At 65.3% G+C, this 25,176-nt stretch carries 28 protein-coding genes and 1 tRNA gene; 12 read left to right on the forward strand and 17 right to left on the reverse strand.

The window, feature by feature from the left end; genetic code table 11:
- Positions 1 to 95: 95 nt before the first annotated feature.
- Both I6F28_RS22005 and I6F28_RS22010 read right to left on the reverse strand, forming a co-directional pair.
- Complete coding sequence (locus tag I6F28_RS22005; RefSeq protein ID WP_225141029.1) at positions 96 to 1,100, reverse strand: ABC transporter substrate-binding protein; 1,005 nt, start codon at positions 1,098 to 1,100, stop codon at positions 96 to 98.
- A 30-nt stretch (positions 1,101 to 1,130) separates the two neighbouring features.
- Positions 1,131 to 2,498, reverse strand: coding sequence for an FAD-dependent oxidoreductase (locus I6F28_RS22010; protein ID WP_225141031.1), 1,368 nt, complete (start codon positions 2,496 to 2,498; stop codon positions 1,131 to 1,133).
- 112 nt (positions 2,499 to 2,610) lie between these two features.
- Between I6F28_RS22010 and I6F28_RS22015 the strand changes: the two genes are divergently transcribed.
- On the forward strand, positions 2,611 to 2,883 hold the full coding sequence (locus I6F28_RS22015) for a hypothetical protein (RefSeq protein ID WP_225113683.1): 273 nt from the start codon (positions 2,611 to 2,613) through the stop codon (positions 2,881 to 2,883).
- A 3-nt stretch (positions 2,884 to 2,886) separates the two neighbouring features.
- Here the strand turns inward: I6F28_RS22015 and I6F28_RS22020 are convergent, their stop codons facing one another.
- Positions 2,887 to 3,690, reverse strand: a complete 804-nt coding sequence (locus tag I6F28_RS22020; RefSeq protein WP_225141033.1) for an enoyl-CoA hydratase-related protein — start codon at positions 3,688 to 3,690, stop codon at positions 2,887 to 2,889.
- Between the two features lie 151 nt (positions 3,691 to 3,841).
- Between I6F28_RS22020 and I6F28_RS22025 the strand changes: the two genes are divergently transcribed.
- Positions 3,842 to 4,816 carry a ketopantoate reductase family protein gene (locus I6F28_RS22025; RefSeq protein WP_225141035.1) on the forward strand — a complete coding sequence of 325 codons (975 nt, stop codon included), beginning with the start codon at positions 3,842 to 3,844 and terminating at the stop codon, positions 4,814 to 4,816.
- A gap of 3 nt (positions 4,817 to 4,819) precedes the next feature.
- Here I6F28_RS22025 and I6F28_RS22030 read toward each other — a convergent pair whose 3' ends face one another.
- Both I6F28_RS22030 and I6F28_RS22035 read right to left on the reverse strand, forming a co-directional pair.
- Complete coding sequence (locus I6F28_RS22030) at positions 4,820 to 5,497, reverse strand: alpha/beta hydrolase family protein (protein ID WP_225141037.1); 678 nt, start codon at positions 5,495 to 5,497, stop codon at positions 4,820 to 4,822.
- Positions 5,498 to 5,615: 118 nt separating this feature from the next.
- Entirely contained in the window at positions 5,616 to 6,272 is a 657-nt protein-coding gene (locus I6F28_RS22035) for a TetR/AcrR family transcriptional regulator (protein WP_225141040.1), read from the reverse strand.
- A gap of 72 nt (positions 6,273 to 6,344) precedes the next feature.
- Between I6F28_RS22035 and I6F28_RS22040 the strand changes: the two genes are divergently transcribed.
- Entirely contained in the window at positions 6,345 to 7,286 is a 942-nt protein-coding gene (locus I6F28_RS22040; RefSeq protein ID WP_225141042.1) for an SDR family NAD(P)-dependent oxidoreductase, read from the forward strand.
- 122 nt (positions 7,287 to 7,408) lie between these two features.
- Here I6F28_RS22040 and I6F28_RS22045 read toward each other — a convergent pair whose 3' ends face one another.
- Positions 7,409 to 8,965, reverse strand: coding sequence for an acyl-CoA synthetase (locus I6F28_RS22045; RefSeq protein WP_225141044.1), 1,557 nt, complete (start codon positions 8,963 to 8,965; stop codon positions 7,409 to 7,411).
- Positions 8,962 to 9,699 carry a TetR/AcrR family transcriptional regulator gene (locus I6F28_RS22050; RefSeq protein WP_225141046.1) on the reverse strand — a complete coding sequence of 246 codons (738 nt, stop codon included), beginning with the start codon at positions 9,697 to 9,699 and terminating at the stop codon, positions 8,962 to 8,964. Before I6F28_RS22050 ends, I6F28_RS22045 begins: the two co-directional genes overlap by 4 nt.
- A gap of 88 nt (positions 9,700 to 9,787) precedes the next feature.
- Between I6F28_RS22050 and I6F28_RS22055 the strand changes: the two genes are divergently transcribed.
- Genes I6F28_RS22055 through I6F28_RS22075 form a run of 5 tightly spaced genes read left to right on the forward strand, consistent with a single transcriptional unit; the run spans position 9,788 to position 13,847 of the window.
- Positions 9,788 to 10,969, forward strand: a complete 1,182-nt coding sequence (locus tag I6F28_RS22055; protein WP_109141708.1) for a lipid-transfer protein — start codon at positions 9,788 to 9,790, stop codon at positions 10,967 to 10,969.
- A gap of 8 nt (positions 10,970 to 10,977) precedes the next feature.
- Positions 10,978 to 11,433, forward strand: coding sequence for a MaoC family dehydratase N-terminal domain-containing protein (locus I6F28_RS22060; RefSeq protein WP_109141709.1), 456 nt, complete (start codon positions 10,978 to 10,980; stop codon positions 11,431 to 11,433).
- Complete coding sequence (locus I6F28_RS22065; protein WP_225141049.1) at positions 11,430 to 11,840, forward strand: MaoC family dehydratase; 411 nt, start codon at positions 11,430 to 11,432, stop codon at positions 11,838 to 11,840. The genes I6F28_RS22060 and I6F28_RS22065 overlap by 4 nt, the downstream gene beginning before the upstream one ends.
- A gap of 20 nt (positions 11,841 to 11,860) precedes the next feature.
- The gene (locus I6F28_RS22070) at positions 11,861 to 12,688 is read left to right on the forward strand and encodes an SDR family NAD(P)-dependent oxidoreductase (RefSeq protein WP_225137656.1); all 828 of its coding nucleotides are present in this window, start codon (positions 11,861 to 11,863) and stop codon (positions 12,686 to 12,688) included.
- A 13-nt stretch (positions 12,689 to 12,701) separates the two neighbouring features.
- A complete protein-coding gene (locus I6F28_RS22075; protein ID WP_109141712.1) occupies positions 12,702 to 13,847 on the forward strand; it encodes an acyl-CoA dehydrogenase family protein in 1,146 nt (381 codons plus the stop codon).
- Positions 13,848 to 14,000: 153 nt separating this feature from the next.
- Here the strand turns inward: I6F28_RS22075 and I6F28_RS22080 are convergent, their stop codons facing one another.
- Positions 14,001 to 14,981, reverse strand: a complete 981-nt coding sequence (locus I6F28_RS22080; RefSeq protein ID WP_225141051.1) for a helix-turn-helix domain-containing protein — start codon at positions 14,979 to 14,981, stop codon at positions 14,001 to 14,003.
- A gap of 120 nt (positions 14,982 to 15,101) precedes the next feature.
- Between I6F28_RS22080 and I6F28_RS22085 the strand changes: the two genes are divergently transcribed.
- On the forward strand, positions 15,102 to 15,827 hold the full coding sequence (locus tag I6F28_RS22085) for an alpha/beta fold hydrolase (protein WP_225141053.1): 726 nt from the start codon (positions 15,102 to 15,104) through the stop codon (positions 15,825 to 15,827).
- Between the two features lie 44 nt (positions 15,828 to 15,871).
- Here I6F28_RS22085 and I6F28_RS22090 read toward each other — a convergent pair whose 3' ends face one another.
- The 3 genes from I6F28_RS22090 to I6F28_RS22100 all read right to left on the reverse strand — a co-directional run bounded on the left by I6F28_RS22090 (position 15,872) and on the right by I6F28_RS22100 (position 18,083).
- Complete coding sequence (locus tag I6F28_RS22090; RefSeq protein WP_057027798.1) at positions 15,872 to 17,011, reverse strand: amidohydrolase/deacetylase family metallohydrolase; 1,140 nt, start codon at positions 17,009 to 17,011, stop codon at positions 15,872 to 15,874.
- A gap of 153 nt (positions 17,012 to 17,164) precedes the next feature.
- The gene (locus I6F28_RS22095) at positions 17,165 to 17,887 is read right to left on the reverse strand and encodes a DUF2569 family protein (protein ID WP_225113667.1); all 723 of its coding nucleotides are present in this window, start codon (positions 17,885 to 17,887) and stop codon (positions 17,165 to 17,167) included.
- Between the two features lie 119 nt (positions 17,888 to 18,006).
- Positions 18,007 to 18,083, reverse strand: a tRNA-Arg gene (locus I6F28_RS22100).
- Between the two features lie 137 nt (positions 18,084 to 18,220).
- Here I6F28_RS22100 and I6F28_RS22105 point away from each other — a divergent pair.
- On the forward strand, positions 18,221 to 18,580 hold the full coding sequence (locus tag I6F28_RS22105; protein WP_036014526.1) for a VOC family protein: 360 nt from the start codon (positions 18,221 to 18,223) through the stop codon (positions 18,578 to 18,580).
- Between the two features lie 7 nt (positions 18,581 to 18,587).
- Here I6F28_RS22105 and I6F28_RS22110 read toward each other — a convergent pair whose 3' ends face one another.
- Genes I6F28_RS22110 through I6F28_RS22125 form a run of 4 tightly spaced genes read right to left on the reverse strand, consistent with a single transcriptional unit; the run spans position 18,588 to position 22,167 of the window.
- Positions 18,588 to 19,544, reverse strand: coding sequence for a tripartite tricarboxylate transporter substrate-binding protein (locus tag I6F28_RS22110; RefSeq protein ID WP_074448067.1), 957 nt, complete (start codon positions 19,542 to 19,544; stop codon positions 18,588 to 18,590).
- A gap of 47 nt (positions 19,545 to 19,591) precedes the next feature.
- A complete protein-coding gene (locus I6F28_RS22115) occupies positions 19,592 to 19,963 on the reverse strand; it encodes a dimethylsulfonioproprionate lyase family protein (RefSeq protein ID WP_036014542.1) in 372 nt (123 codons plus the stop codon).
- 26 nt (positions 19,964 to 19,989) lie between these two features.
- Complete coding sequence (locus tag I6F28_RS22120; protein ID WP_036026331.1) at positions 19,990 to 20,628, reverse strand: RraA family protein; 639 nt, start codon at positions 20,626 to 20,628, stop codon at positions 19,990 to 19,992.
- A 21-nt stretch (positions 20,629 to 20,649) separates the two neighbouring features.
- A complete protein-coding gene (locus I6F28_RS22125; RefSeq protein ID WP_225113665.1) occupies positions 20,650 to 22,167 on the reverse strand; it encodes an AMP-binding protein in 1,518 nt (505 codons plus the stop codon).
- Positions 22,168 to 22,398: 231 nt separating this feature from the next.
- On the opposite strand from I6F28_RS22125, the gene I6F28_RS22130 reads away from it, so the two are divergent.
- Positions 22,399 to 23,022, forward strand: coding sequence for a hypothetical protein (locus I6F28_RS22130; RefSeq protein WP_225113664.1), 624 nt, complete (start codon positions 22,399 to 22,401; stop codon positions 23,020 to 23,022).
- 163 nt (positions 23,023 to 23,185) lie between these two features.
- On the opposite strand, the gene I6F28_RS22135 is transcribed toward I6F28_RS22130, so the two are convergent.
- Entirely contained in the window at positions 23,186 to 23,401 is a 216-nt protein-coding gene (locus I6F28_RS22135) for a hypothetical protein (RefSeq protein WP_074448068.1), read from the reverse strand.
- Between the two features lie 20 nt (positions 23,402 to 23,421).
- Entirely contained in the window at positions 23,422 to 24,423 is a 1,002-nt protein-coding gene (locus I6F28_RS22140) for a 2-dehydropantoate 2-reductase (RefSeq protein WP_225141055.1), read from the reverse strand.
- A 161-nt stretch (positions 24,424 to 24,584) separates the two neighbouring features.
- Between I6F28_RS22140 and I6F28_RS22145 the strand changes: the two genes are divergently transcribed.
- The gene (locus I6F28_RS22145) at positions 24,585 to 25,151 is read left to right on the forward strand and encodes a YidB family protein (RefSeq protein WP_036014559.1); all 567 of its coding nucleotides are present in this window, start codon (positions 24,585 to 24,587) and stop codon (positions 25,149 to 25,151) included.
- The last annotated feature ends 25 nt before the right edge of the window (positions 25,152 to 25,176 follow it).

Raw genomic sequence — 25,176 nt, forward strand, 5'->3', positions numbered from 1 at the left:
GCTCCGGACGATGCTGCGCATCGCCGGTGCGATCGACCCTCCCCCTCCAGGGGAGGGTGGCAGATCGCCTGCCGCGGGAGTTTGCACAATCAGCATCAATCCACCTTCACGAATTCCTTCGCGATGATCGCTTCCGCATCAAAGCCCTTGTCGACGAAGCCCTGCTCCTGCAGCCATTTGATCTGGTTGTCGACGTTCTTCACGTCGAGCTTGCCGTCGGGATCGATATAGGCGCAGTTGCCGACCACCTGCTCGACCGGCAGGTTGGTGTACTTTGCGATGATCTCCAGCAGCGGCCTGGTCTTGTCGTTGATCGGGGCGACACCGTCCTTCATCGCGGCAAGGATGACGTCGTGATATTCGCGGTCGGCTTTCGCGAGCACGCCGAGGAATTTCGTCACCAGCGCCTTGTTGGCCAACGTCTTCGGCGCGGCGAATACCGCGCCCAGCTGCCACGGCGTCTCGTCACCAACCCAGCCCAGGAATTTCGCGCCGCCCTCGTCCATCAGCTTTCGCGCAGTCGAGATCGGCAGCAACGCGGCATCGACGGTCTCGCCCTTGAGCGCGGCGGCGGCATTCGACAGCGATTGCAGCGGCACGATCTTTACGTCCGCCAGCTTGAAGCCGTATTTGTCGGCGAGCAGGCCGAGCGAATAATGGAAGCTCGATCCGACCTGCGTCATCGCCACACGCTTGCCGGCGAGGTCCTTCGGCGTCTTCAGGCCGCTCGCATAGGCATTGTTGCTGGCGAAATAGCCGATCAGGGGGTAGCCGGGCTTCTCGCGGCTCATGCCGCCGATCACCTTCAGCGTGCCCTTGCCGCCGAGATTGTAGAGCCCGGCGGTGAAGGCAGTGACGCCGAAATCGACGTCGCCCGAGGTGGTGGCGACCGCAATCGGCTGCGCTGCGTCGAAGAACTTCAGCTCGACCTCCAACCCGGCCTCACGGAAATAGCCCTTGTCCAGCGCGATGAAGACCGGGGCCGACGAAGACAGGCGGAGCACGCCGATCCTGGCTTTCGGCACATCCTCGGCCCGTGCCGTGCCCATAGCCATGATCGCCATCAGGCCCCCTACCGCGAGCCGCGCAATCCCGATCATCCCGTTTCCTCCGCTTTGTCTTGCAGTGCGTTACAGGCCTTCGGGCACCGCCTGATCCCGTCCGATGAAGGCGCCCTGTTGTTTCAACGTTTCCTGCAACTTTTCAATGGGGATTTCGCGTGGAATCCGGTTTCCGGACAGCGCCAGCGCGGCGGCGGAACCGGCGGCTTCACCCATCGCGAAGCAGGCACCGGAGACCCGGGCGGCCGACTGGCCCTCGTGGGTCATCGAGGCGCAGCGGCCGGCGACCAGGAGATTGTCGACGCCCTCAGGGACCAGCATCCGGTAAGGCAGCTCATTATAGCCGCGCGATTCCGGGATCGGCGGGAAGGTGAAGACGACGTCGCCGGGCACATGGGCCTCGATCGGCCAGCCGTTGACGCCGATGGAATCCGCGAACGAGGCGCAGCCGAGCACGTCCTCGCCGCTGAGCTGGTAGCCACCCTTGATGCGGCGGGTCTCGCGGATGCCGAGCTGTGGCGGCAGGTCGACGATGTAGGACTTCTCAAATCCGGGCACCGTGCTGCGCAGGAATTCGTACGCGGCGAGCGCCTGCTTGCGGCCTTCGATCTCGCCGCGGGTGAGATCGTCGGGCTCGATGCCGTTGATGGCATGACCGTCCTCGCGCGCCACCTGCGTAAAGTTCACCCGCCATTCGATGCCGGATTTCTGTGGCCGCACGATCGCGCTTCTGCGCGGAAACCTGTGCGTGCCGGCCGCTACGGCCTTTTCCATCAATTGCGGAATGGTGCGCCAGGCCTCGCCGGCCTTTGCGGGATCGATGCCGTTGAGACGGAGCATCATCGAGGGGTAGAGCGGATGGCCATGCTCGTCGCCGATCTCGAACGGCGCGCCGGCCCACACGGCGAGATCGCCGTCGCCGGAGCAGTCGATGAAGATCTCCGCGCGCACCGCCTGCCGGCCGGCCTTGGTCTCGATCAGCATCGCGTCGATGCGGCGCTCATCGGCCATCACGACGCTGGCGCCGAGGGCGTGGAAGAGCATATTCACCTTATGGCTGGCGAGCAGCTGGTCGGCCGCGATCTTGTAGGCGGCGGTGTCATAGGCCTGGGCAAAAACCTTGCCGAGGATCAGATGCGGCGCGTTGAGGCCGTTCAAGCGATCGATCCGCGCCAGCAGCTCCGAGGCGAGCCCCTGCACCAGCCGCCGGTGCTCGCCATGGACATTGCCGTGCAGGCCGCAGAAATTGGTGACGCCGGCCGCTGTGCCCATGCCGCCGAGAAAGCCGTAACGTTCGATCAGCAGCGTCTTCCGTCCCGCGCGCGCCGCTGCGGCTGCCGCCACGATGCCGGCCGGCCCGCCGCCGAGCACGACGACTTCATATTCGCCATAGAGCGGTACTTTGCGCGCTGGTTCGTCGATCGTCGTGGCCCACATGGCGCGTTCCTTCCCGGAATCTGGTTCGAACTGGATCACGGCTTAGCCGGCGGTCCTCATGCCCGCAAGATCGCGGTTGCTCGCTAACGGTGGACCTGAGACAAGTGCAGGCATGGATTCGATCATCGTCAGATACTGCTTCGCCGCTTCTATCGCCCTCGCGATCTCGGCCGTTCCCGCCTCGGCCGTGGAGCAAAACTGCCGCTTCATCCCCGCCAAGCCCGATCGCGAGGCCTGCTACAAGCGGCAGGAGGAAGACCTGTCGGCTAAGCGCAAGCCGGCCACGCCGGCGGCTGAGAGCACGACGCTCGACACGCTGCGCCAGTTGCGGCAGGACGACGACGCCGTCTACCGCAGCATCAACAACATCTGCCGCGGCTGCTGACGCCTAACCTTTGCCACTGCCCCAATTCGCCGCCCGCTTCTCGGCGAAGGAGGCCAGTCCCTCCGCCGCCTCCGCGCTCTGGCGCTTGAGCGAATGCAGCTCCACGAGCCGCGTGTAGGCAGCATCGTCCACGGCCATGCCGCCGAACGAGCTCTCCAGCGCGAGCCGCTTGGTTTCGGCCATGGCCTCCGGTCCGTTGGCGAGCAGCTGCTCGACGACCTTGGCGCCTGCAGCCTCGAGATCGGCGAGCGGCACCACCTCGTGGACGAGGCCGATGCGGCGGGCGTCTTCGGCGCCGAAGCGCTCGCCGGTCAGCGCGTAACGGCGGACTTGCCGTACACTAATGGCATCGCAGAGCTGCGGGATGATGATCGCCGCGGTCAGGCCCCAGCGCACCTCGGTGATCGAGAACAGGGCGTTGTCCGCTGCAATCACGACATCGCAGGCCGCGATGACGCCGGTGCCGCCCCCGAAGCAGCCGCCCTGCACCAGCGCGACGGTCGGAAGCGGCAAAGTGTTGAGCCGCTGCACGGCCTCGAACGTCGCCCGCGAGGCTGCCTCGTTCGCCTCGCGCGATTGCGGCCGCACGCTGTTGATCCATTTGAGATCGGCGCCGGCCTGGAAGTGCTTGCCGTTGCCCCGGAGCACGACGACGCGCAAATTGGGCTTGCTGCCGAGGTCGTCCATGGCCGCGAGCACGCCTGAGATCAGCGCGCCGTCATAGGCATTGTTGACTTCCGGCCGATTCAACGTGACGGTCGCAACCCCGCGTTCATCGAGGCTCCACAGGACGGGGCTGGCAGTCATCGGCGGTCCTCCGGTTGTTTGCCGCGCACTATGGCCGAGCGCGCGTGCCCTGATCCATATCTTTCCGGCGTAGGGCGGCCGCGTCCATCGCATGGCGGCTTGTGTCATGCTGGCTGCGGGCGACACCACGGGATGGATACGGGATATCAATATGCGCATCTGCATTTTCGGCGCAGGCGCCGTCGGCAGCCACATTGCGGTACGGCTGGCGCGCGCCGGCCATGAGGTCAGCTGCGTGATGCGGGGCGCGCATCTGGAGGCGGCCCGCGCGGGTGGGCTCAAGCTGCGCGTCGGCGATTCCGAGGTCGGCGCCAAGGTGAACGCGTCAGGCGACCCGGCCCAGCTCGGCCCGCAGGACGTCGTGATCTCGACCTTGAAGGCGACGGCGCTTCAGGGACTGGTTTCCAGCATCAAGCCGCTGCTCCAGGACGATACTGCGATCGTGTTCGCCCAAAACGGCATTCCCTGGTGGTACGGCATCGGCCTGCCGCCGCGGCACCCGACGCCGCCGGACATTTCATTCCTCGACCCCGGCGGACGCCTGCGCGCCTGCATCCCGAAGGAGCGGATCGTCGGCGGCGTGATCTTCTCCTCCAACGAGGTGATCGCGCCCGGCGTGGTGCAGAACCTGACGCCGGACCGCAACCGCCTCCTGATCGGCGAATGCGACGACCGCAATTGCGAGCGCATCACCAGGCTGCGCGGCGTCTTCAACGATGCGCGGCTGGAATCGCCGCCGGTCGCCGAGATCCGCGAGGCGATCTGGTCAAAGCTGCTGACCAACATGTCGCTGTCGGTGCTGTGCCTGCTCACCGGCCAGACCGCGCGCGGCGTGCGCGACGACCCCGCCTTCACGGAGGTGATTCCGCGTATGCTGAACGAAGCCAACGCGATCGCCCAATACTTCATTCCCGAGGTCAAGCGCGCCAGCCGCAGCGGCCCCGCCCCCAACCACAAGCCGTCGCTGCTGCAGGATTACGAGCTCGGCCGCGCCATGGAGATCGACGTGCTGGTGAAGGCGCCCCAGGCCTTCGCGCGCACCGCCGGCCTGTCGACACCTACGCTCGACCTGATCGCCGCGCTCGCGATCCAGAAGGCGCGCGACAAGGGGCTTTATTCCGCGTGAGCCTCAGGCGAGCGCATCGATCCAGGCCGCGAGCGTGTCCAGCACCTCGTTGAGCGCCTCGTCATTGCTACGGCCGGATTTCTTGAGCACCGCAAAGGAATGGTCGCCGCCTGCGACCTCATGCAGCGTCGCCTTACGCCCGAGCCGCTCGATGACGGGCTCGAGATGGGCAAGATCGGCAAGCTCATCGCGTGTGCCTTGCAGGAACAGCATGGGAATCGCGATTGCAGCGAGGTGCTCGGCGCGCTCGCTCGACGGCTTCTTGGCAGCATGGAGGGGAAAGCCGAGGAAGGCCAGCCCTTTGACATCGGGGAGCGGCGACTTCGACTGCGCCTGCGAGGTCATGCGGCCGCCGAATGATTTTCCACCGGCAACGAGCTTCAGCCCGGGGCAGAGCCGCCCCGCCTCCGCGACCGCGGCGCGCACGCTCGCGTGTGCGATTGCGGGCGGGTCAGGACGTCCCTTCTTCGCTTCCATGTAGGGAAAATTGAAGCGGAACGTCGCAATGCCGCGTTCGGCAAGGCCGGCTGCAACCTTCTCCATGAAGGAATGCCGCATGTCTGCGCCGGCGCCGTGCGCCAGGACGTAGCAGGCGCGCGCGTGGGTCGGCTGCGTCAGGATCGCCGAGACCGTGCCGATGCGCTCGATGGCGAACTTGAGCTCTGTCGTCTTGCCCGTCATGACCGCCTCGATTTGCATCTAAAGCGCGATGAGATCTGGATGAACGTCATCGCGCTTCAGGTTGTTGTTCGCGCATGATCTTTCCGGAAAACCGCTTCGCACTTTTCCGGATCATGCTCTATTGGCGCGTGCCGCTCGCGGGCCAGAGATAGTTCAGGACCTGATCGAGCGTCATCATGATCTCGCGGCGTCCGGCCTCATTGTTCACAGAGCCGAATTTCTCCTCGAGCGCAAGCTTGGCAAAGCCGTGAACGGTGGACCAGGCCGCCGCAGCCGCCGTCTTCGCCTCCTTCGCGGTGCCGCCGGTCAGCTCGGCGACGACGACCTCGAACGCATGGCCGGCGGCCCTGCTCGCCTGCTTCAGGCGCGCATCGTCGGCAACCAGCCGCTTGTTGGCAAACATCATCTGGAAACGGCCGGGATGCCTCAACGCATAATCGACATAGGCAAGTCCCTGGGCGTGGAGCTTGTCGCGGACGCCCTGCTTGGCGGAGGCCGCCTCGCGCAAGGCGCCGGCAAGCGCGTCGTAGCCGCGGATCGCCACTTCGGTGAGAAGGCCCTGGGCGTTGCCGAAATGATGCGATGGCGCGGCCGGCGAAACGCCGGCGCGGCGTGCGGCTTCGCGCAGCGTGAAGGCTTCCGCGCCTTGCTCGGCGAGAATGGCTTCGCTCGCGGCGATCAGCGCCTCCTGCAATTCGCCGTGATGGTATCCGACCTCCGGCTTTGCCTGGGTCGGAGCGGTGCTGCGCTTGGCGGCGGGGGGCCGTTTCTTCATGTAACTTGACACTGTTCAGATTGCAGCATATCTATCTTAACACTGTTCAGATTGAGCGGACCGGAGTTCGAAATGACCGAAATGCAGAATATCACCGCGAGCCATCCCGTAAAGCGGCGTCATCTGGTCGGGGGCGCGGCCCTCGGCATGCTCGCAGGTGCCGTCGGCGGCCTCGCCGGCGGCGTGGCGCTCGGCCAGGGCGCGGCGCTGCCGCAGCAAAAGCCGAGCGGCAAGCAAAGGTTCGCGGGCAAGGTCGTCATCGTCACGGGCGGCACCTCCGGAATCGGGCGGGCCGCAACGCTGATGTTCGCCGCCGAGGGCGGCCGCGTCGCCTTTTGCGGGCGCAACACCGACCGTGGCAAGCAGGTGGAGACCGAGGTGCGCGAGTCCGGCGGCGAGGCCGTCTTCGTTCGCGCCGACCTGCGCCACGAATCCGAGGTGAAGGCGCTGGTCGATACGACCATCGCGCGCTACGGGCGGCTCGACGTCGCCTTCAACAATGCCGGCATCTCAATCGAGAAGCCGCTGCATGAATTCAGCGCGGCCGAATTCGACGACGTGATCGGCACGGATCTGCGCGGCGTGTTCCTGTCGATGAAATATCAAATCCCGCACATGCTGGAGAAAGGCGGATCGATCGTCGTCACCTCCTCGTCCAACGCCATTGCGACGTCGGCCAAGCGCTCGGCCTATTCGGCTGCCAAGCGGGGACTGGTCGGCCTGGTGCAGGCCGCGGCACTCGACTACGCAAAGCATGGCATCCGCATCAACACCTTGATCCCCGGCACCACGGACACCCCGATGATCCGCCGGCTCGCCGGCATGGAGGGCCTGCCCGATGCGGCCTGGCATATCGGCATCGCGCAATGGGCCAAATCCAACGTCCCGGGGTTACAGCGCGTGGCAGCGCCTGAGGAGATCGCGGCTTTTGCGCTGGTGCTGGCCTCCGACGATCATCCCTACACGACCGGCGGCCAGTTCGTGATCGACGGCGGCAAGACGGCTCATGGCTAGATCGGACGCAGCCTGAAAACACAGTTCATGGCGATCCCGGTGGGCGTATCCGCGCGACCACGATCTGGAAAACATCAATCTTCGCGCGTCCTCGGCGCGCAGGCCGTAACGCGCGGGAGCCGTCAGCTGACCCGCCGTTCCCGCCCCTCCCAGAACGGCCTGCGCAGCTCGCGCTTCAGCACCTTGCCGGCGCCGGACAGCGGCAACGGCGTCTCGGTGATCTCGATGCTGCGCGGACATTTGTAGCCGGCAATCAACGTCTTCGTGAACTCGATCAGCTCGCCGGTCGAAACCTCTACGCCGCTGCGTTTGACCACGACGGCATGGACCTGCTCTCCCCATTTCTCATTGGGAATTCCGATCACGGCGCATTGCAGCACCGACGGATGCTGGGCCAGCGCGTTCTCGACCTCGACCGAGTACACATTCTCCCCGCCCGAGATGATCATGTCTTTCACCCGGTCGACGACATAGATGAACCCATCTTTGTCCATGCAGCCGCCGTCGCCCGTATGCATCCAGCCGTCGACGACGGCGCGCGCGGTCTCCTCCGGCCGCTCCCAATAGCCCATCATCACGGTGTCGCCGCGCACCACGATCTCACCGACGGCGCCCGCCGGCAGCGGCTGGTCGTTCTCGTCGACGATCCGCACCTCGCAACCGAGGGCGGCACGGCCTGCGCCGCGATGGCGCCCCTTCTTGCGTCCCTCCCCGATGTGCTCGTCGGGATGCAGCAGCGTCGCGATCGGCGACAATTCGGTCATGCCATAGGCCTGCGTGAAACGGACATGCGGCAGTGCGCGCGCGGCACGATCGAGCACCGCCTCGCTGATCGGCGAGGCCCCGTAGATGATGTTCTTCAGGGACGACAGGTCGTATTTGCCGATCGCGGGGTGATCGACGAACATCTGGATCATCGTGGGCACCAGCAGCACGTCTGTGACGCGCTCGTTCTGCATCGCAGCCATCACGCCTTCGGGCGTGAAGCCCTGAACGATCACGTTCGAGCCGCCGGAGAGCAGCAGCGAATACATCGCCGCACCGTTGGCAAGGTGAAACATCGGAGCCGCATGCAGATAGATCGCGCTTGCCGGAAACAGGCCTTCGCCGAGTGCGTTGAGCGCATTGGCCATCAGATTCTGGTGACTGAGCATTACGCCTTTGGAACGGCCGGTGGTGCCGCCGGTGTAAAAGATGCCGGCGAGATCGTCGCTTTTGCGCATGGCATCAGCAACGGGGGCACTTCCCGCGACAAGATTCTCGTAGCTCTCCATCCCCGCCGGCGCCTCGCCATCGTCGGCATAGATCAGCTTCAGCCCCGGAATGGCGCCGGCGAGCTGCGCGCCGACCTGCGCAAAGGCCTTGTCGACCAGCAGAACGGACGCGCGGCAGTCGCGCAGCGCATCCTCGTTTTCCAGCGCGCTCCAGCGGATGTTGAGCGGCACGATCACGCCTCCCGCCCAGCCGGTCGCCAGATAGAGCTCGAGATAGCAGTCCGAGTTGAAGGACAGCACCGCAACACGGTCGCCGTCCCTGACGCCGCGCGTGCGCAGGCCGCCGGCCAGCCTTGTAACGCGCTCGCCGAGCTCGCCCCAGCTGCGCCGCCGCTGGCCATAAACGGTCGCCAGCCCATTCGGATTGATCTGCAGCGCCCTGCGCAGGCCGTGCGTGATGTTCATCCCGTCTCTCCTCCCGTGCGTTTCTTCCCTGTTGCTTTGCGTCCTGAGTTGCGCCCTTGCGGCGCCCTCGGCGTCTTCTTTGTCATTTGCAGCCGAACCTCGGCCGCCAGGCCGTCCGTCAGCCGCACCGTGAACTCGTCGGCGATCGCGGTCGGCGACAGCTTGCCCTCCCGTCGATACCAATGGCCGATCCAATTGAGCGAACCCGCGATCGCGAAGGCTGCAAGCTTGGGATCGCAAGGCCTGATCGAACCGTCAGCAATGCCTGCAGTAATGTATCGCCGGAAGGTGGCGTCGATCCGCCTCTTGGCGGCGCGTGCGACACCGGCGTTCCGCTCGGCCAGATCGCGCAAATCGAAACGCACCAGGCTCGCGCCGAAATCGGTCGCCATCAGTTCGGCATAGGCGTGCACCAGCTTGCGCAGCTTGGCGAGACCCGAACCGCCGCCGGCGTTGATCTCCGTGATCACGCCGTCGACGAGTTCGGCGCCCATCGACCAGCATTCGAACAGGATCTCGTCCTTGCCCCGGAAGTAATTGTACAGCGCGGGCTTGGTGATGTTCAGCCGGTCCGCGACCTCGTTCAGCGTCACGCGATGATAGCCCTGCTCCAGGAACAGCTGCACGGCGGCGCGCAGCACCGCCTCGCGCTTCTCGTCGCGGGCGCGGCGCCGGCTCTCGAACGGCAGCCAGGGCGAAGGCGATGACGGCGGAGCGGGCGGCGCTGAATCCATGGTCGGTCGGTTGACTCTGGTGGAGATCGGACGATATGTTACCCATGGGTAAGAAAAAGTCCAACGGGTAATTTATTGGGAGGAAGCGATGTCTGACGTGGTCGTCGCCGGGGTCGGCATGATTCCGTTTGCCAAGCCGGGCGCCAGCGCCCCCTATCACGAGATGGGAACGGAAGCCGTCAAGCTCGCGCTCGCCGATGCCGGCCTCGGCTACGAGAAGATCGAGCAGGCCTATGTCGGATACGTCTATGGCGATTCCACCTGCGGGCAGCGCGCGCTCTACCCCGTCGGGATGACCGGCATCCCCATCGTCAACGTCAACAACAATTGCTCGACCGGATCGACCGCGCTGTTCATGGCGCGGCAAATGATCGCAAGCGGGGCGCTGGATTGCGTGCTGGCGGTCGGCTTCGAGCAGATGAAGCCCGGCGCGCTCGGCAGCGTCTATGCCGATCGCCCGAGCGCGTTCGAGGAGTTCGACGCGGCTGCGGACCAGCTGATCGACGCCCCCGGCATTCCGCTGGCGTTGCGCTATTTCGGCGGCGCCGGGCTCAGCCACATGAAGAAATACGGCACGCCGCTCGACGCCTTCGCCAAGGTGCGCGCCAAGGCGAGCCGACATGCGAAGAACAATCCGCTCGCGCTTTTCCGCAAGGAAGTCACGGCGGACGACGTGATGAACGACCAAGTGATCTGGCCCGGCGTCATGACGCGCCTGATGGCGTGCCCGCCGACCTGCGGCGGCGCCGCCGCCGTGCTGGTCTCCGAGCGGTTTGCGGACAAGCATGGCATCGGCAAAGAAGTACGCATCGCGGCGCAGGCCATGACCACCGATACGCCCTCGACCTTCAAGGCCGGCGACATGATGCAGCTGGTCGGCTACGACATGGCAAAAGAGGCTGCCAGCCGGGTTTATGAGAGCGCCGGCATCGGCCCCGGCGATCTCGACGTGGTGGAGCTGCACGACTGCTTTGCTCATAACGAGCTCATCACCTACGAGGCGCTCGGCCTCTGCGGCGAGGGTGAAGCCGGCAAGTTCATCAATGACGGCGACAATACCTATGGCGGCCGGATCGTGACCAATCCGTCCGGCGGATTGCTGTCCAAGGGACATCCGCTCGGCGCCACCGGGCTTGCGCAGTGCTACGAGCTGACGCGGCAGCTGCGCGGCACCGCCGGCGCCACGCAGGTCGAGGGTGCCAAGGTCGCACTTCAGCACAATCTTGGCCTCGGCGGCGCCTGCGTCGTCACGCTCTACAAGCGGCACTGATATCGGCCATGGTCGACCAGTCCGCCGTAGGGCGCAGCTTCACGCCGGTCACCGCGCGCGTGGAGCCCGGCCGTCTCCGCTACTTCCTCAACACGCTGGGTGAACAGAATCCGGTCTACCGCAATGCGGATGCTGCCCGGGCGGCCGGGTTCACCGGCATGCCGGTGCCGCCGACCTATCTGTTCTGCCTGGAGATGATGGACATCGACGATCCCTTCGAAATGTTCAGCGCGCTCGGCATCAATCTGTCCCGCGTGCTGCATGGTGAGCAAAGCTTCGCCTATCACGCGCCGGTTCTGGTCGGCGACACCCTAACGTTTCGGCCGCGCGTAACCAGCGTAACGGACAAGAAGGGCGGCGCGATGACGCTGATCGGCATCCGATGCGAGGTGACCAATCAGGACGGCGTGCATGTCGCCGATACCGCGCGCACCATCGTCGTGCGCAACGAGGCGGCGTCATGACGGCATCCGGAGACATCAAGGCCGGCGACCGCATCGTCCACAAGGTCTTTCCGCCGATCACCCGCCACACGCTCGCGCTCTATTGCGGCGCATCGGGCGATCATAATCCGATCCACGTCGACATCGACTTCGCCAAGGCCGCCGGATTTCCCGATGTGTTCGCCCACGGCATGCTGGTGATGGCCTGTCTTGGGCAGGCGCTGACGGATGTGGTGCCGCCGTCGAAGCTCCGCAGCTTTGCGACCCGGTTCGTCTCGATCACTCAGCTCGGCGCCAAGCTCACTTGCGAAGGCACCGTGACCGAGCTCTTCGTCAAGGACGGCGAGCGTCGCGCAAGGCTCGCGCTCACCACCAAGGACGATCGCGGCGAGGTCAAGCTCGAAGGCAGCGCCGTCGTCGCGCTGTGACAGCAAGAGGACTCATTCAAATGACAAAACTGCAGGGAAAGGTCGCGCTCGTCACCGGCTCAGGCCGCGGCATCGGGCGCGCGATCGCGCTCAAGCTGGCGCGCGAAGGCGCCAGGGTGGTCGTCAACGACCTCGATGCCGAGCCCGGCAACGCCGTGGTCGCGGAGATCGAGGCACTCGGCGGCAATGCCACTGCCGTGAACGGCAGCGTCGCCGAGGCGGGCTTCGCCGATCGCTTCGTCGGCGCCGCGCTGGACAAGTTCGGCGGGCTCGACATCATCGTCAACAATGCCGGCTATACCTGGGACTCCACCATCCAGAAGATGACCGACGAGCAGTTCCAGGCCATGCTCGACGTCCACCTCGTCGCGCCGTTCCGGATCCTGCGCGCGGCCGCCGAGCCGATCCGCGTCTTCTCCAAGAAGGAGGCCGAAGAGGGACGCGAGGTGTTCCGCAAGGTCGTGAACATCTCCTCCATCGCAGGTCTCTACGGCAATGCCGGGCAGGCCAGCTATTCCTCGGCCAAGGCCTCGCTAATCGGCTTGACCCGAACCATGTGTAAGGAATGGGGCCGCTACAAGGTCAACGTCAATTGCGTCGCCTTCGGCCTCATCAACACCCGCCTGACCCAGCCGATCGAGGCGCAGCAGAAGACCATCGACGTCGCCGGCCGGGACATCAAGGTCGGCGTGCAGCCGCACATGCTGGAAGCCATGTCGCGCATGATCCCGCTCGGCCGCGGCGGTACGCCGGAAGAGGCGGCCGACGCCGTCTATCTGTTCTGCAGTCCGGAATCCAATTATATCAGTGGTCAGGTGGTCGTCGCCGGCGGCGGCCTGATTGTCTGAGAGCGAGGCGCTGATGCATTATCGATCGTCCTGGATGACCGAAGACCTCGACGTCTTCCGCGACCAGTTCCGCAAATATCTCGCCAAGGACCTGGCGCCGCATGCCGAGAAGTGGCGCGAGCAGAAGATGGTCGACCGCTTCGCCTGGCGCGGGCTCGGCGAGATGGGCGCGCTGCTGGCGAGCGTGCCGGAGGAATATGGCGGCCTGGGCGCGACCTTCGCCTATGACGCCGCCGTTCTCGACGATCTCGAAAGCACGGTGCCGGAGCTGACCACCGGCGTCTCCGTGCACAGCGCCATCGTCGCGCATTACATCCTCAATTACGGTTCGGAGGAGCAGAAGAAACGCTGGCTGCCGAAGATGGCGTCCGGCGAGATGGTCGGCGCCATCGCCATGACCGAGCCCGGCACCGGCTCGGACTTGCAAGCTGTCAAGACCACGGCGAAGAAGCAGGGCAATTCCTACGTCATCAACGGCCAGAAGACCTTCATCACCAACGGCCAGGCCGCCGATCTCGTCATCGTGGTCGCGCGCACCGGCGAGCTAGGTGCCAAAGGCATTTCGCTGATCGTGGTCGAGACCGCGGGCGCGGACGGCTACAAGCGCGGGCGCAACCTCGACAAGATCGGCCTGCACGCCTCCGACACCTCGGAGCTGTTTTTCGACAACGTGACCGTGCCGCCGGAAAACCTGCTCGGCAAGGAGGAGGGCCAGGGTTTTGTCCAGTTGATGCAGCAATTGCCGCAGGAACGCCTTGCGCTCGCGGTCGGCGCCGTCGCCTCGATGGAGCGCGCGGTCAAGCTCACCACCGACTACACCAAGGAGCGGAAGGCGTTCGGCAAGCCGCTGATGGATTTCCAAAACACCGCCTTCACGCTGGCCGAGCGCAAGACCGAGGCGATGATCGCACGCGTCTTCGTCGATTGGTGCATCGAGCGCCTGGTCGCCAAGGACCTCGATACCGTGACGGCATCGATGGCGAAATATTGGTGCTCGGAGAAGCAGGTCGAGACCGCCGACGAATGCCTGCAGCTGTTCGGCGGCTACGGCTACATGCAGGAATACCCGATCTCGCGCATCTTCATCGATTCCCGCATCCAGAAGATCTATGGCGGCACCAACGAGATCATGAAGCTCTTGATCGCCAGATCCTTGTAGATCAGGTCGCTGTCGGGGAGAGGCGCGCACCCCTGCACGGCAATCCCAACTCGTCGTCCCGGACAAGCGAAGCGGAGCGGAGCGCCGATCCGGGACGACGAGCGGAGATCGGGGCTACGGCGTTGCCATAAGCGGCCCGCACGCAAACTCCCCTCACCGCGCGCGCCAGTCGCGCGGCCGGCAGCCGAAGCGCTGCTTGAAGCGGCGGGTGAAGTGGGAGAGGTCCGAAAAACCCCAATCGAACGCGATGGCGCCGATCGCACGCTCCGCCATCGCGGGATTCCTGAGATCCCTGGCCGCGCCGTCGAGACGATGGTCGATGACGTAGTCGGTGAAGCCTGAGCCCGATCGCGCCAGCAGCTTGTGCACGTAGCGCTCGCTGATGCCGACGGCGGCGGCGACGTCTGCGACCGCAAGTCCCGGCTGGCGGAGCCGCCGGTGGATGGCACGTTTCACCGCCAGCGTGGTTGCATCGGCGAGACTCTCGGCTTCAGCGGCGTGCAGGCGGCTGCTTCGCGACAGGCTCACGGCAACCAATTCGATCAGCGCCCGGAACAGCCGCACACCTTCGTCCTCGCTCATCTGCAGCGCGCCCTCGCTGAGCGTGCGCGCGGTCTCGACAATGAGGTGGCCGACGACGGGATCGTCCGAGAGGCGTGCCGCAACGACGTCGAACGAAGCCGGCAGCCGTTCACGCAAGGCTTCTGCCGGCACCCAGAACGAGGCGACGCGCAGCTGCGGACCACGATCGTGCAGAAGCGCGAACTGGCGGTCGCTGTCGAAGATGCCGACCTGTCCGGGCGACAGGCTGATCTCGCGACCGTCCTGCTGGATGCGGCAGCGGCCGGCCAGCTTCAGGTTGAGGTAGAAGCAGCTGCGATCCGACGCCGCAATATCGGCCGCGGAACGGCGCACCAAATGCTCAGGGAAGCTGACGCGGTTGATCGCGGCATTACCGAGACGGACGTGCTCGACGCTGGCGGGAAAGCCGCTTGCCGCCGCCGGCTCCGGCGTCAGATTCATGAAAGCCTGGCAGATTGCCTCGCGATAATAGGCGAATTGCTCGTGAGGCCGTACACCCACCGTATTCCAGGCCGAGTGGCGCGACGGGACGGGGCGCTCGATCTGCTGCATCGGTTCACTCCGAGACCAATACGGTTCACTTCCAGCCAAGCGGCAAATCGGTCGCCGGTCCACACTTGCCGTGCGGCGACGCTGCGCCGATCTAACCACACCCTCGGGAGGAGCCACAATATGTCGACCTACGTTCTCGTCCATGGCGCCTGGCATACAGGCGCCGAGCTCGAGCCGGTCGCCGCGCCGATCCGCGCCGCCGGCCATCAGGTCCATACCCCCACCATCAAGGGCAACCGTCCGGGCGATGCCAAGACGACCGGGTTGAAGGAAGCGATCCAATCGATCGCGGACTACCTGGCCGAGAATAATCTGAAGGACGTCATCCTGCTCGGCCATTCCTATGGCGGCATGGTTATCACTGGCGTTGCCGACCTCGCGCCGGAGCGCATCCGCCGCCTGGTCTACTGGAATGCCTTCGTGCCCAATGACGGCGAATGCCTCAACGACATGGTGCCGCCGCATTATATCGGACTGTTCGACGCCATCGCGGCCGAGCGCGGCGACGGCTCGGTGGTGCTGCCCTTCCCGATCTGGCGCGAGGCCTTCATCAACGATGCCGATCTGGAGACGGCGCAGCGCGCTTATGACGTGCTCAATCCGCATCCGCTGGCGACCTTCAGCGACAAGATCGCGCTCAAGAGCAATCCGGCCGAGATGCCGCTGGCCAAATCCTACATCAACTGCACCGAGGATACCGCGATGCCGCACAGCCATGGCTGGCATCCGCGCCTGTCGGAGAAGCTCGGCCTGTTTCGCCTGGTGCAGGTGCCGGGAAGCCACGAACTGTGCTTCTCGGACCCGGCGCGGCTCGCCAAGGCGATCAGGGAGGCGGGACGCGACTGATCAGTGCGTCATGCGAGCACGTGGTCACGATCCGCGCGCGCCGCTCAATTCGGATGCCACCAGCGGCCGCCGATGACGACGCCTTCGGACACGATCTTGCGATCGCCGATCAGGTGCTCGCCGACGACGTCTTCATAGTCGAACTGGCCCTGCCGCACCGAGATCAACGTGGCGTCGCCGACGCTGCCCGGCTTGAGGCTGCCGAGCTCAGGACGCCGCAGCGCCATCGCCGCATTCACCGTCGATGCCGCGATCACATCCGGCAGCTCCATGCCCATGCACAGGAACTTCGACATGGTCGTCACCTGGTCATAGGCCGGTCCGTCGATGCAGAGCTGATGGATGTCCGAGGAAATCGTGTCCGGATGGAAACCATTGGCCAGCATGGCGCGCGCGGTCTTGAACGCGAACGAACCCTTGCCGTGGCCGATATCGAACAGCACGCCGCGCTCGCGCGCTTCCAGCACCGCCTTCTTCACAGTGCCTTGCGCCGTCGCCGGCGTGTTCGGGAAGGGGCGGAACGCGTGGGTCAGCACGTCGCCGGGACGCAGCCGCGCCAACACGTCCTCATAGCTCGGCGGCGGATGATCGATATGCGCCATCAGCGGCATGCCGACCTCGTTCGCGACCTCGAGCGCGATGTCGAGCGGCACCGCGCCCGAGGTGCCCGAGGAATGCAGGCCCACGCGCACCTTGATGCCGACGATGAGATCGCGGTTGGCATCGGCCACTTCGGCCGCCTCGATCGGATTCATCAGGCGCAGCTCCTCGCTCTCGCCGACCATGATCCGGTGCGAGAAGCCGAAGATGCCGGCATGCGAGACGTGCAAATAGGCGAGGATGCGGACCTGGCTCGGCTCGATCACATGCTTGCGGAAGCCGGCGAAATTGCCGGGGCCAGCGCTGCCGGTATCCACCGCCGTGGTGACGCCGGAGAGGCGGCAGAACTCCTCGGCATCAATGCCGAGCGAGGTGCCGCCCCAATAGACATGGGTGTGCAGATCGATGAGTCCGGGCGTCACGATGAACTGCGAGATGTCGCGGACATCGGTGCCCGGATCCGCCTTGAGCCCTGTGCCAACAGCGGCAACCTTGCCGTTCGAAAATGCGACATCCGTCACGGCATCGAGCTTCTGCGAGGGGTCAATGACCCTTCCGCCGCGAAGGATCAAGTCAAAAGGCATCATGGTCTCCGGGTATGGCAACGGACAGGCATGGACCGGGCTGGAAGGTGCCCCTTCCGGCCCGGCCGCTTCTGTTAGCAATTTTTGCACCAGCCGAGCAAATCAGCGGGCATCCTGTCCGCCCGGCTTGCGGGCCGCCAGATGCATGACGGCTTACTCCGTGAACGTATTCGCGACTCTACGGGAGCGAAGGACATAGGTTATCCAAATCGCGGCACTGATCGCACCGACGACCATTCGTGCGACTTGAAGAGGTTCGATAGTGAAAAAATCACCGAACGGACGGTTCAAGCCGATGGAAAAGATCGATGCAACCCAAACCAGATCGATCAACGGGATCAGTACCGCACAGATCATCTGCACAATGAAGAACGCTGGAAATCTACGGGAATGCATGAACAGGAGCACCGCCGTCCAGATTGCGAGACCGATCAGCGCGACGTTCATCGCAATCTCGCCCCAAAATACGATTGAGAATTGCACCCAGGTCTCGCTGGAGATCGACTGCACATATTGCGCGGTATTGACGACTAGGCGCACGATGCCGATCATTTGGCCGAACGCCAGAAGCCCGAGCCAGCCGCTGATGCCGGTCATCTCTGGCTGGACGTCCTTGAATGAAGCGCCGTCTTCTGCGGGAGCGGCCGCCTCGCGAATGACCTCAACCGGCGGCGATGCTGGGCTTGGCGGCGGCGATTGAAGGAGCTGCTGCGTGATCTCGTGCACCTCCCCGGCCGGCTTCCAATTCTCGAAGCCGTGCCGCCAGACCAGCACGCGCCGAGGATCGGCGATACCCGCGAGAAGCGTGAGGAGTTCAGAAATCGAGAACGGGCCGCGCCGCTGCCCGCCCTCAGCGTAGTACCATGAGTCCGCCATGCAAGGCCCCCTGCACCCGCCGTATTTTAGCCGGCTGTCGGCACACGTCACGATGGAATAACGCTTGGGGGGAATACCGGCGTTGCGTGCCCTAGGCGCGGCGTAAACGCGCGGAAAAGTGGCGATCCCGGGAAGACTCGAACTTCCGACCTACGGTTTAGGAAACCGCCGCTCTATCCGGCTGAGCTACGGGACCGCGGAACCCGTGGGTGCGGGCTCGGCCCCCTCATAGCAGAGCAAAATGCGGTTCGCCAGCCATCAGGCGGGCGAGATCGATCGTCAGCCTGAACGGGGCGGCTATACTTCCAGGCCCCTCCCAACGGAGCAGCTCACATGATCGAAAGCATCAGCGCCATCACGCTCGGCACGCATGACATGGGGCGCGCCGTGCACTTCTACCGGTCGCTGGGGTTCGAGCTCTTGTATGGTGGCGAAGCCGCCGCATTCACGAGCTTTCGCGTCGGCCCCGGTTATCTCAACCTGACGGCACAGCCGGACGACAAGCGCTGGTCCTGGTGGGGCCGCGTCATCTTCCATGTCGCCGATGTCGACGCAACCTATGAGCAGGCGCGCGCCGCCGGATGGCAGCCGTCAACCACGCCGCGCGACGCCGAATGGGGCGAGCGCTACTTCCATCTCACCGACCCCGATGGCCATGAGCTCAGTTTCGCACGTCCCCTTCGTCGGGCATGACGGGGCCTCACGCCTTGATATTGTTGTCCTTCACGACCTTGCCCCAGGTGGCGACCTGCTTGTCGAAGAAGGTCTTGAAGGCGGCGCCGTCCTGGAGCAGCAGCGTCATGTGTTGCGTCTCCTTCAGCTGGGCGGCGGTCGCGGGCTCGCTCAGGATCTCCTTGGACGCCGCCGCGAAGGCCGCGACGACGTCCGGCGGCGTGCCCGTGGGCGCGAAGATGCCCCACCAGGCCAGCGTCTCGAAGTCCGGGAAGCCGGCCTCGATCGCGGTCTGAGTATCAGGCAGGGCCGGCAGCCGCTCGCGGCCGAGCTGCAGGATCGGACGCAGCATATTGGTGCCGAGCTGGGCGGCGACCAGCGCCGCCGATCCCGCGATGAGATCGACGTGGCCGCCGAGCACGTCGTTCATGGCCGGCCCGCCGCCGCGATAGGGCACGTGCATGATCTCGACGCCGGCCTTGCTGCCGAGCACGGTCATGGCGAGATGGCCGAGCGTGCCGATGCCGACCGAGGCGTATTTCACCGCGCCGGGGCTTGCCTTGCAGGCGGCGACCACGTCGGCGAAGCTCTTGTAGGGGCGGCCGGCGCCGGCCGCGATCACGTAAGGCGCGGTGCCGATCAGCAGCACCGGCATCAGCTCGCGCTCGACATCGACCGGCGGCTTGTCGAGAATCGACGGGATCACCGCGTGGGAATCGAAGGTGACCAGGAAGGTCGAGCCGTCGGCCGGACTCTTGGCGACCTGCGCAGCGCCGAGCGCACCGGCCGCGCCCGACTTGTTCTCGACCACCACGATGCGACCAAGCTTGGTCTGCAGGTTCGTCTGCAGCAGCCGCGCCATGGCGTCGGTCGATCCGCCCGGCGGGAACGGCACCACCAGCGTGATTTTGCCGGCCTGCGCCATCGCCGGCGTCAATGCGAGAATAGCCGGCGCGGCCAGCAGCGCCCGTCGTGTGATCGTCATGGTCCCCTCCCTTTATGTGTAGCGCTTTGCTTTTTTGCTTTTGAGCGCTAGGTCGTGCCGAAGCCTGATCCTGCTTTTCTGTATTCTGGCCGAGGCGGACTGAAGATGTCCAGCACGCGGGCGCCGTCCGGGCCGGCGCGCATGGTGTGCGGCACGTTCCCGGGCGTGCGCCAGAAATCGCCTTTCTTCACCGGGATTTCCTCCTCGCCCTGGACGCGGATGGCGGAGCCGTCGAGCAGCACGCCCCACTGCTCCTCGGGGTGATGATGCAGCGTGCCTTGCGCATGCGGGGCCAGCGTCACCACCGACAGCATCGCCTGCTCGCCGGAGAAGATGCGCGTGGTCACGCCGGCGGCAAGCTCGCGGAAGAGTCCGTCGCTGGCATCATCGAGATTGTGAAATTCTTCCTTCTGGCTCACGCCATCCTCCCTTCACGCTCCTCTGATCAGGACTTGCCGTAGGCGCCCTGGTAACGGCCCTCGCGGATCGCCTTCAGCGTCTCCTCCTCGCGCGCGACCTGGACACGCACCGCTTCCAACAGGGCGGCCGCGCCGGCAGCGGGAAACGACACCACGCCGTCCTCGTCGCCGACGACGATGTCGCCGGGCGCAATCACGCTGCCGCCGATCGTCACCGGCACGTTGATCTCGCCGGGGCCGTTCTTGTAGGGACCGCGATGGATCACTGCGCGGGCGTAGCAGGGGAAGTCGTCGGCCGCGAATGCTGCGACGTCGCGGATCGCGCCGTCGATTACGTAGCCTTCGGCTTTGCGCCATTGCGCGATGTTCTTCATGATCTCGCCGATCAGCGCGCGCGTCTCGTCGCCGCCGCCGTCGACCACGATGACGTCGCCGGGCCCGACCAGATCCAGCGCGCGGTGGATCGCGAGATTGTCGCCGGGACGGGTGCGCACGGTGAAGGCCGTGCCCACCAGCTTGCCGCCGCGGTGATAGGGCCTCAGCCCCACTGCGCCGGGCAGCCGGGCGAGATTGTCCGAGATCACCGAGGTCGGCGCGTCCCTGAAACCTTCGATGATATTTGCCGGCGGCTTCGGCACGCTGCTCGCTACGATGGTGATCGTCATGTCAGTCCTTCCTTGCTTGTCTCATTCGGCATGCGCCCGCGCCTTCGAAGGCAAGATCCGGAACGCGCGCCCCTCCTTCATCCACGTCGCACGCTCATCGCGCAACAGGGTGCGCCGAACTTTTCCGGAATCGTCGCGCGGCGGGGCGCTGACGAATTCGAAGCTTTCGGGATGCTTATAGCGGCTGAGCCGGTCCTTGAGGAAATCCGCCATGCCGTCGGCAATGGCCTGCCCGTCCGCATCGGGCTCCGGCTCGATGATGGCATGCACACGCTGGCCCAATTCCGGATCGGGCAGGCCCACCACGACGCAGGAGCGCACACCGGGAGCCTCGGACACCGCGGCCTCGACCTCGGCCGGATAGATGTTGGCGCCGCCGCGCAGCACCATGTCGGCGAGGCGGTCGCCGAGATAAAGATAGCCTTCGGCGTCCAGCCGACCGATATCGCCCAGCGATTCCCAGCCGTCGGCGCGACGCTTCGGCTCGGCGCCGAGATAATGGTAGGTGGCGTCCTTGCCGTCATTGTTGAGGAAATAGATCTCGCCGGTCTCGCCGGGCGCAACGTCCTTGCCGTCCTCGCCGATGATGCGAAGCTTCGCCATGTCGCCGATCTTGCCAACCGAGCCCTTGTGCGTCAGCCATTCAGTGCCGGAGATGATGCAGGCGCCCTGCCGCTCGGTGCCACCATAGAGCTCCCAAATCCGCTCGGGTCCGAGCCAGCCGATCCAGTTCTCCTTTAGCCACGGCGGCATCGGCGCAGCCATGTGGAAGACCGTCTGCAGGCTCGACAGATCGTAAGAGTTGCGCACGCTCGCAGACAGCGCCCAGATCCGGTGCATCATGGTCGGCACGAAATTGACCCATTGCACGCGCTCGCGTTCGATCTGCCGCAGCGTCTCCTCGGCGTCGAACTTGGTCAGCCCCGTGAGCTTGCCGCCGACGAACAGCGCGTAATGCGACACGATGAACGGCGCGTTGTGGTAGAGCGGACCGGGATTGAGCAGCGATACGCCGAAGGGAATATTGAGCGGCGGCGCAGCCGCGGTATCGGTCACCGCCGGCTGATGATCCAGAATCACCTTGGGACGGCCGGTCGAGCCACCTGAGGTCATCGCCTTCCAGTATCGCGCCACCGGCGGCGCCAGCGGCCCATCCGAAAATCCTTCCGGCACGAAGTCGGCAGGCAACCGGTTCGGCGCATTCCAGTCCGCCTCGCCTCCGACCACCAGCGCAGGCTTGAGAATGTCGAGCACGGCGGCGGCTTCGCCGCGCGGCAGCCGCCACGACAGCGAGGTCGGCGTCGCGCCGCATTTCCACACCGCAAAGGAGGTCTCGAAGAACGCGTTGCCGTTCGGCAATCCGATCGCGACGAAATCCCCGGGCTTGACGCCCTTGGCCATGAATGCCCGCGCGCGGCGGTTGGCGCCGCGCTCGAGCTCGTCCCAGGTCAGCGTGTCCTGCCCGTGACGGATCGCAATCGTGCCGTGTGGTTTGCGTTCCGCGTACCAGCGCGGCACATCTGAGAGCGGCAGCAACATCAGGCGTTTCCATTTCGTCTTCTTGGCGTCGCCGCAGGAGTGAGGCGCTCGCGGCACGAGTGTACCAGCCTGCGGTCAGGGCGCTGTGACTCTCGCGCCACGTCAAGCACAAAATGTCAGCATCGCAGCCCTGAATTTCCTGGGTTCCATGGGTGACAAGCCGGCAAGAAAGGGGCAAAAATCCGGCTCGACTCAGTTCGGGTTGAGTTGCGCAAGGAATGCTCTCGTAGAATGTTGTCGGTCGTTACATCGCGTCGTGCGGCGCTGCTCGCCGTAGGTACAGCAGGTTTGTTCCTGCTGACGCACGGGCATGCCGAGGCGCAATGGTGGAAGCGCGCTCCGGTTGATTTCGAGGAATGCGCCGACGCCGCCGAGAAGGCCGCAACCAAAGCGGAGAAGACGGCCGCCCTTGCCGATTGCAACGCCAAGTTCGCCGGCCGCCGCAAGCCGGGCGGCGGCTATTCCTATTACGATTTCCTCCAGGATCGCACCTTCGATATCGCCGGTCCCAATCCGACGCCGGAGGAGCAGAAGAAGATCGACGAAGCCTATACGGCCTATCTCGCCAACCAGCGCCGCAGCAACGAAGCGGCCCAGGCTATCGCCCGGCAGCAGCGCGAACAGCAGGAGCAGCAGTTGCAGCAGCTGCAGCAGGTCGCGCTGCGGACCGAAGTCGCGCGCGTGCCGGTGCCGGTCGAGCGGCCGAAGGTGCAGCAAGCCGCGGGCGCGAAGCCGAAGGCTGCACCTTGCGCCAAGGGCTCGTTCTCCTGCGAATGGCCGCGGCTGTCGGAGAGCTTGAACGACCTGAAGAAGCTGTTCAACCCGACCCCGAGCAAGCCCGCGAAGAAGGGGTGAGTTGCATCCATAACCGTCATTGCGAGGAGCCCTTGCGACGAAGCAATCCAGGGTCTTTCCGCGGTGGGCTTCTGGATTGCTTCGCGGAGCCTGTCATCGGGCGGCGCTTTGCGCCGACCCGGTGGCTCGCAATGACGAGTTGGATGGAGATCAGCTCCCACCCTCAGTTCGTGCGCTTCTTCTTGCCCTGCTTCGGTTTCGCCAACGGCGCAGTCGCCGGCTCCGTCACCATCGGCGAAGCACCCAACTGCGACCGGCTCTCCTGCAATCGCCTGTCATATCCAGGTGAGTTCATCACCGTCGGCGGCCTCGCATAGGCGAGCGTCGATGTGCCGCAGAAGGCGGTCAGCGCGAGCCCGATCACAAGACCACGTTTCATCGCGCTCCTCCTTTCGGGCGCTACCCCCGAATCTGCTGCGGCGTCATACGGAGCGGACCGTTGCCGGCCGCCTCGGCTTCCTTGATCAGCGCAACAATGCGGCGCATCAGCGGCACGGCGACATGGTTCCGCTCGGCGAGCGCGATCACCGCGCCCTGCAGATAGTCGATCTCGGTCTTGCGGCCCTGCTTCAGATCCTGCCACATCGAGGAGCGCGCCTCGGGATCGATCTTCATGGTCCGTCCCAGGATTGTACCGAAGATCGCATCCGGCAGCCGCAGCAGGGTTGGAGACCAGCTCATCGGGATCGGCGTCGACGACACCGGCACGATGTGGGCGGCCTTCAGCACGGCCAGCCCTTCGGCCATCTGGTCGGCGAACAGCCTGCGCCAGTCGCGGCTGGCCAGTTGCGCGGCAAGCGGCATGTCCGACAGCGCGCTGAGCGCGTTGTTCAGGTTGATGATCAGCTTGCCCCATTGCACGCCGGTGATCTCGCCGCTCGCGCGCATCGTGAGGCCGGCGACCGAGAGCTTCCCGGCCGTGTTCTCCGCATCCTCGCCAACATGAATGTCGCCGGAGGTCGAGCGGTGGAAGCGGCCCTCGCCCATCGCGATCACGTTGAACGGCACCATGCCGGCCAGCACGCGGCGGCCGCCCAGCCGCTCGCGCAGCGCAGCGACATTGCCGACGCCGTTCTGAAGCGAGACGATGACGGCATCCTCAGGCGCATGCTGCGCGATCTGCTCGGCGACAGCAGCGGTATCGGCGCTTTTCACCGTCACCAGCACGATGCCGGCGCTGTGGAAGATCGAGGGATCCTCCGACAGCGCCAGTTGACCCGCGCCGAGCTTGTTCTCGGAGCCGTCGAAATCAGTCAGAAGCAAGCCGAACCGCTCGATTTCGGTCTTTACCCGCGGCCGCACCAGGAGCGCGACGCGGCGGCCGCTGGCGGCCAGCATGCCGCCGACGAAACAGCCGATGGCGCCGGCGCCGGCCACAACGATCGGTCGATCCGCAATCACCGAGCTCACTCCCTGAATGACCGGCCTTCGATAGCAGAGCCGAGCCCGACAACCAATCGCGGCGCATCCGACTTGTAACGGTCATGAGTGCCCCATATCTTCTCGCCCCGGGGGCAGTCAGCGGCGAACGCTCGCCGAACGAGACGCCAAAGGAGAGCACCATGGGTCTACTCGACGTCCTCAACGGCATGCAGAACGGCCCGCGCGGCCAGAGCACACCGAGCTCCGAGAAATCCTCCGGCGGCATGTCGCCGATGACCATGGCGCTGCTCGGCCTGCTCGCCTGGAAGGCATTCAAGCATTTCACCGGCAACCAGTCCGGCTCAGCGCCCCAACCGTTGCCGACACCCGCGCCTCCGCCGGTGAACGTAGGTCGGGGCGGCGGTCTGAACGACATGCTCAAGGGCGGCCTCGGCGGCCTGCTCGCCGGCGGTGCGGCCGGCAGCATTCTGAGCGGCGGGCTTGGCGATCTCCTCAACCAGCTCCAGCAGAGCGGACACGGTGATGCCGCCAATTCCTGGGTCGGCAAGGGCGAGAACAAGCCAATCGCGCCGGGCGATCTCGCCAGCGCGCTCGGCGCCGACCAGATCGAGAGTTTGTCCGCCCAGAGCGGCCTGTCACGCGAAGAACTGCTCTCCGGCCTCAGCCAGTATCTGCCGCAGGTGGTCGACCATTTGACGCCGGACGGACGGCTGCCGACCGAGAATGAACTCTCGGATCGGGTCTGATCGGTTCAAAGAGAGGGGAGCACTG

This window comes from Bradyrhizobium sp. NBAIM14, assembly GCF_020193895.1.
Lineage (GTDB): Bacteria > Pseudomonadota > Alphaproteobacteria > Rhizobiales > Xanthobacteraceae > Bradyrhizobium > Bradyrhizobium yuanmingense.

What these genes read in the sequence shown, in the direction of transcription:
- I6F28_RS22045 (WP_225141044.1), bottom strand. Translation starts at nt 8,965, where the DNA reads ATGAACATCACGCACGGCCTGCGCAGGGCGCTGCAGATCAATCCGAAT.
- I6F28_RS22095 (WP_225113667.1), bottom strand. Translation starts at nt 17,887, where the DNA reads ATGGCGGACTCATGGTACTACGCTGAGGGCGGGCAGCGGCGCGGCCCG.
- I6F28_RS22060 (WP_109141709.1), top strand. Translation starts at nt 10,978, where the DNA reads ATGGTCGACCAGTCCGCCGTAGGGCGCAGCTTCACGCCGGTCACCGCG.
- I6F28_RS22015 (WP_225113683.1), top strand. Translation starts at nt 2,611, where the DNA reads ATGGATTCGATCATCGTCAGATACTGCTTCGCCGCTTCTATCGCCCTC.
- I6F28_RS22020 (WP_225141033.1), bottom strand. Translation starts at nt 3,690, where the DNA reads ATGACTGCCAGCCCCGTCCTGTGGAGCCTCGATGAACGCGGGGTTGCG.
- I6F28_RS22005 (WP_225141029.1), bottom strand. Translation starts at nt 1,100, where the DNA reads ATGATCGGGATTGCGCGGCTCGCGGTAGGGGGCCTGATGGCGATCATG.
- I6F28_RS22130 (WP_225113664.1), top strand. Translation starts at nt 22,399, where the DNA reads ATGTTGTCGGTCGTTACATCGCGTCGTGCGGCGCTGCTCGCCGTAGGT.
- I6F28_RS22120 (WP_036026331.1), bottom strand. Translation starts at nt 20,628, where the DNA reads ATGACGATCACCATCGTAGCGAGCAGCGTGCCGAAGCCGCCGGCAAAT.
- I6F28_RS22070 (WP_225137656.1), top strand. Translation starts at nt 11,861, where the DNA reads ATGACAAAACTGCAGGGAAAGGTCGCGCTCGTCACCGGCTCAGGCCGC.
- I6F28_RS22040 (WP_225141042.1), top strand. Translation starts at nt 6,345, where the DNA reads ATGACCGAAATGCAGAATATCACCGCGAGCCATCCCGTAAAGCGGCGT.
- I6F28_RS22055 (WP_109141708.1), top strand. Translation starts at nt 9,788, where the DNA reads ATGTCTGACGTGGTCGTCGCCGGGGTCGGCATGATTCCGTTTGCCAAG.
- I6F28_RS22080 (WP_225141051.1), bottom strand. Translation starts at nt 14,981, where the DNA reads ATGCAGCAGATCGAGCGCCCCGTCCCGTCGCGCCACTCGGCCTGGAAT.
- I6F28_RS22090 (WP_057027798.1), bottom strand. Translation starts at nt 17,011, where the DNA reads ATGCCTTTTGACTTGATCCTTCGCGGCGGAAGGGTCATTGACCCCTCG.
- I6F28_RS22010 (WP_225141031.1), bottom strand. Translation starts at nt 2,498, where the DNA reads ATGTGGGCCACGACGATCGACGAACCAGCGCGCAAAGTACCGCTCTAT.
- I6F28_RS22145 (WP_036014559.1), top strand. Translation starts at nt 24,585, where the DNA reads ATGGGTCTACTCGACGTCCTCAACGGCATGCAGAACGGCCCGCGCGGC.
- I6F28_RS22050 (WP_225141046.1), bottom strand. Translation starts at nt 9,699, where the DNA reads ATGGATTCAGCGCCGCCCGCTCCGCCGTCATCGCCTTCGCCCTGGCTG.
- I6F28_RS22030 (WP_225141037.1), bottom strand. Translation starts at nt 5,497, where the DNA reads ATGACGGGCAAGACGACAGAGCTCAAGTTCGCCATCGAGCGCATCGGC.
- I6F28_RS22125 (WP_225113665.1), bottom strand. Translation starts at nt 22,167, where the DNA reads ATGTTGCTGCCGCTCTCAGATGTGCCGCGCTGGTACGCGGAACGCAAA.
- I6F28_RS22035 (WP_225141040.1), bottom strand. Translation starts at nt 6,272, where the DNA reads ATGAAGAAACGGCCCCCCGCCGCCAAGCGCAGCACCGCTCCGACCCAG.
- I6F28_RS22065 (WP_225141049.1), top strand. Translation starts at nt 11,430, where the DNA reads ATGACGGCATCCGGAGACATCAAGGCCGGCGACCGCATCGTCCACAAG.
- I6F28_RS22025 (WP_225141035.1), top strand. Translation starts at nt 3,842, where the DNA reads ATGCGCATCTGCATTTTCGGCGCAGGCGCCGTCGGCAGCCACATTGCG.
- I6F28_RS22105 (WP_036014526.1), top strand. Translation starts at nt 18,221, where the DNA reads ATGATCGAAAGCATCAGCGCCATCACGCTCGGCACGCATGACATGGGG.
- I6F28_RS22075 (WP_109141712.1), top strand. Translation starts at nt 12,702, where the DNA reads ATGCATTATCGATCGTCCTGGATGACCGAAGACCTCGACGTCTTCCGC.
- I6F28_RS22110 (WP_074448067.1), bottom strand. Translation starts at nt 19,544, where the DNA reads ATGACGATCACACGACGGGCGCTGCTGGCCGCGCCGGCTATTCTCGCA.
- I6F28_RS22135 (WP_074448068.1), bottom strand. Translation starts at nt 23,401, where the DNA reads ATGAAACGTGGTCTTGTGATCGGGCTCGCGCTGACCGCCTTCTGCGGC.
- I6F28_RS22085 (WP_225141053.1), top strand. Translation starts at nt 15,102, where the DNA reads ATGTCGACCTACGTTCTCGTCCATGGCGCCTGGCATACAGGCGCCGAG.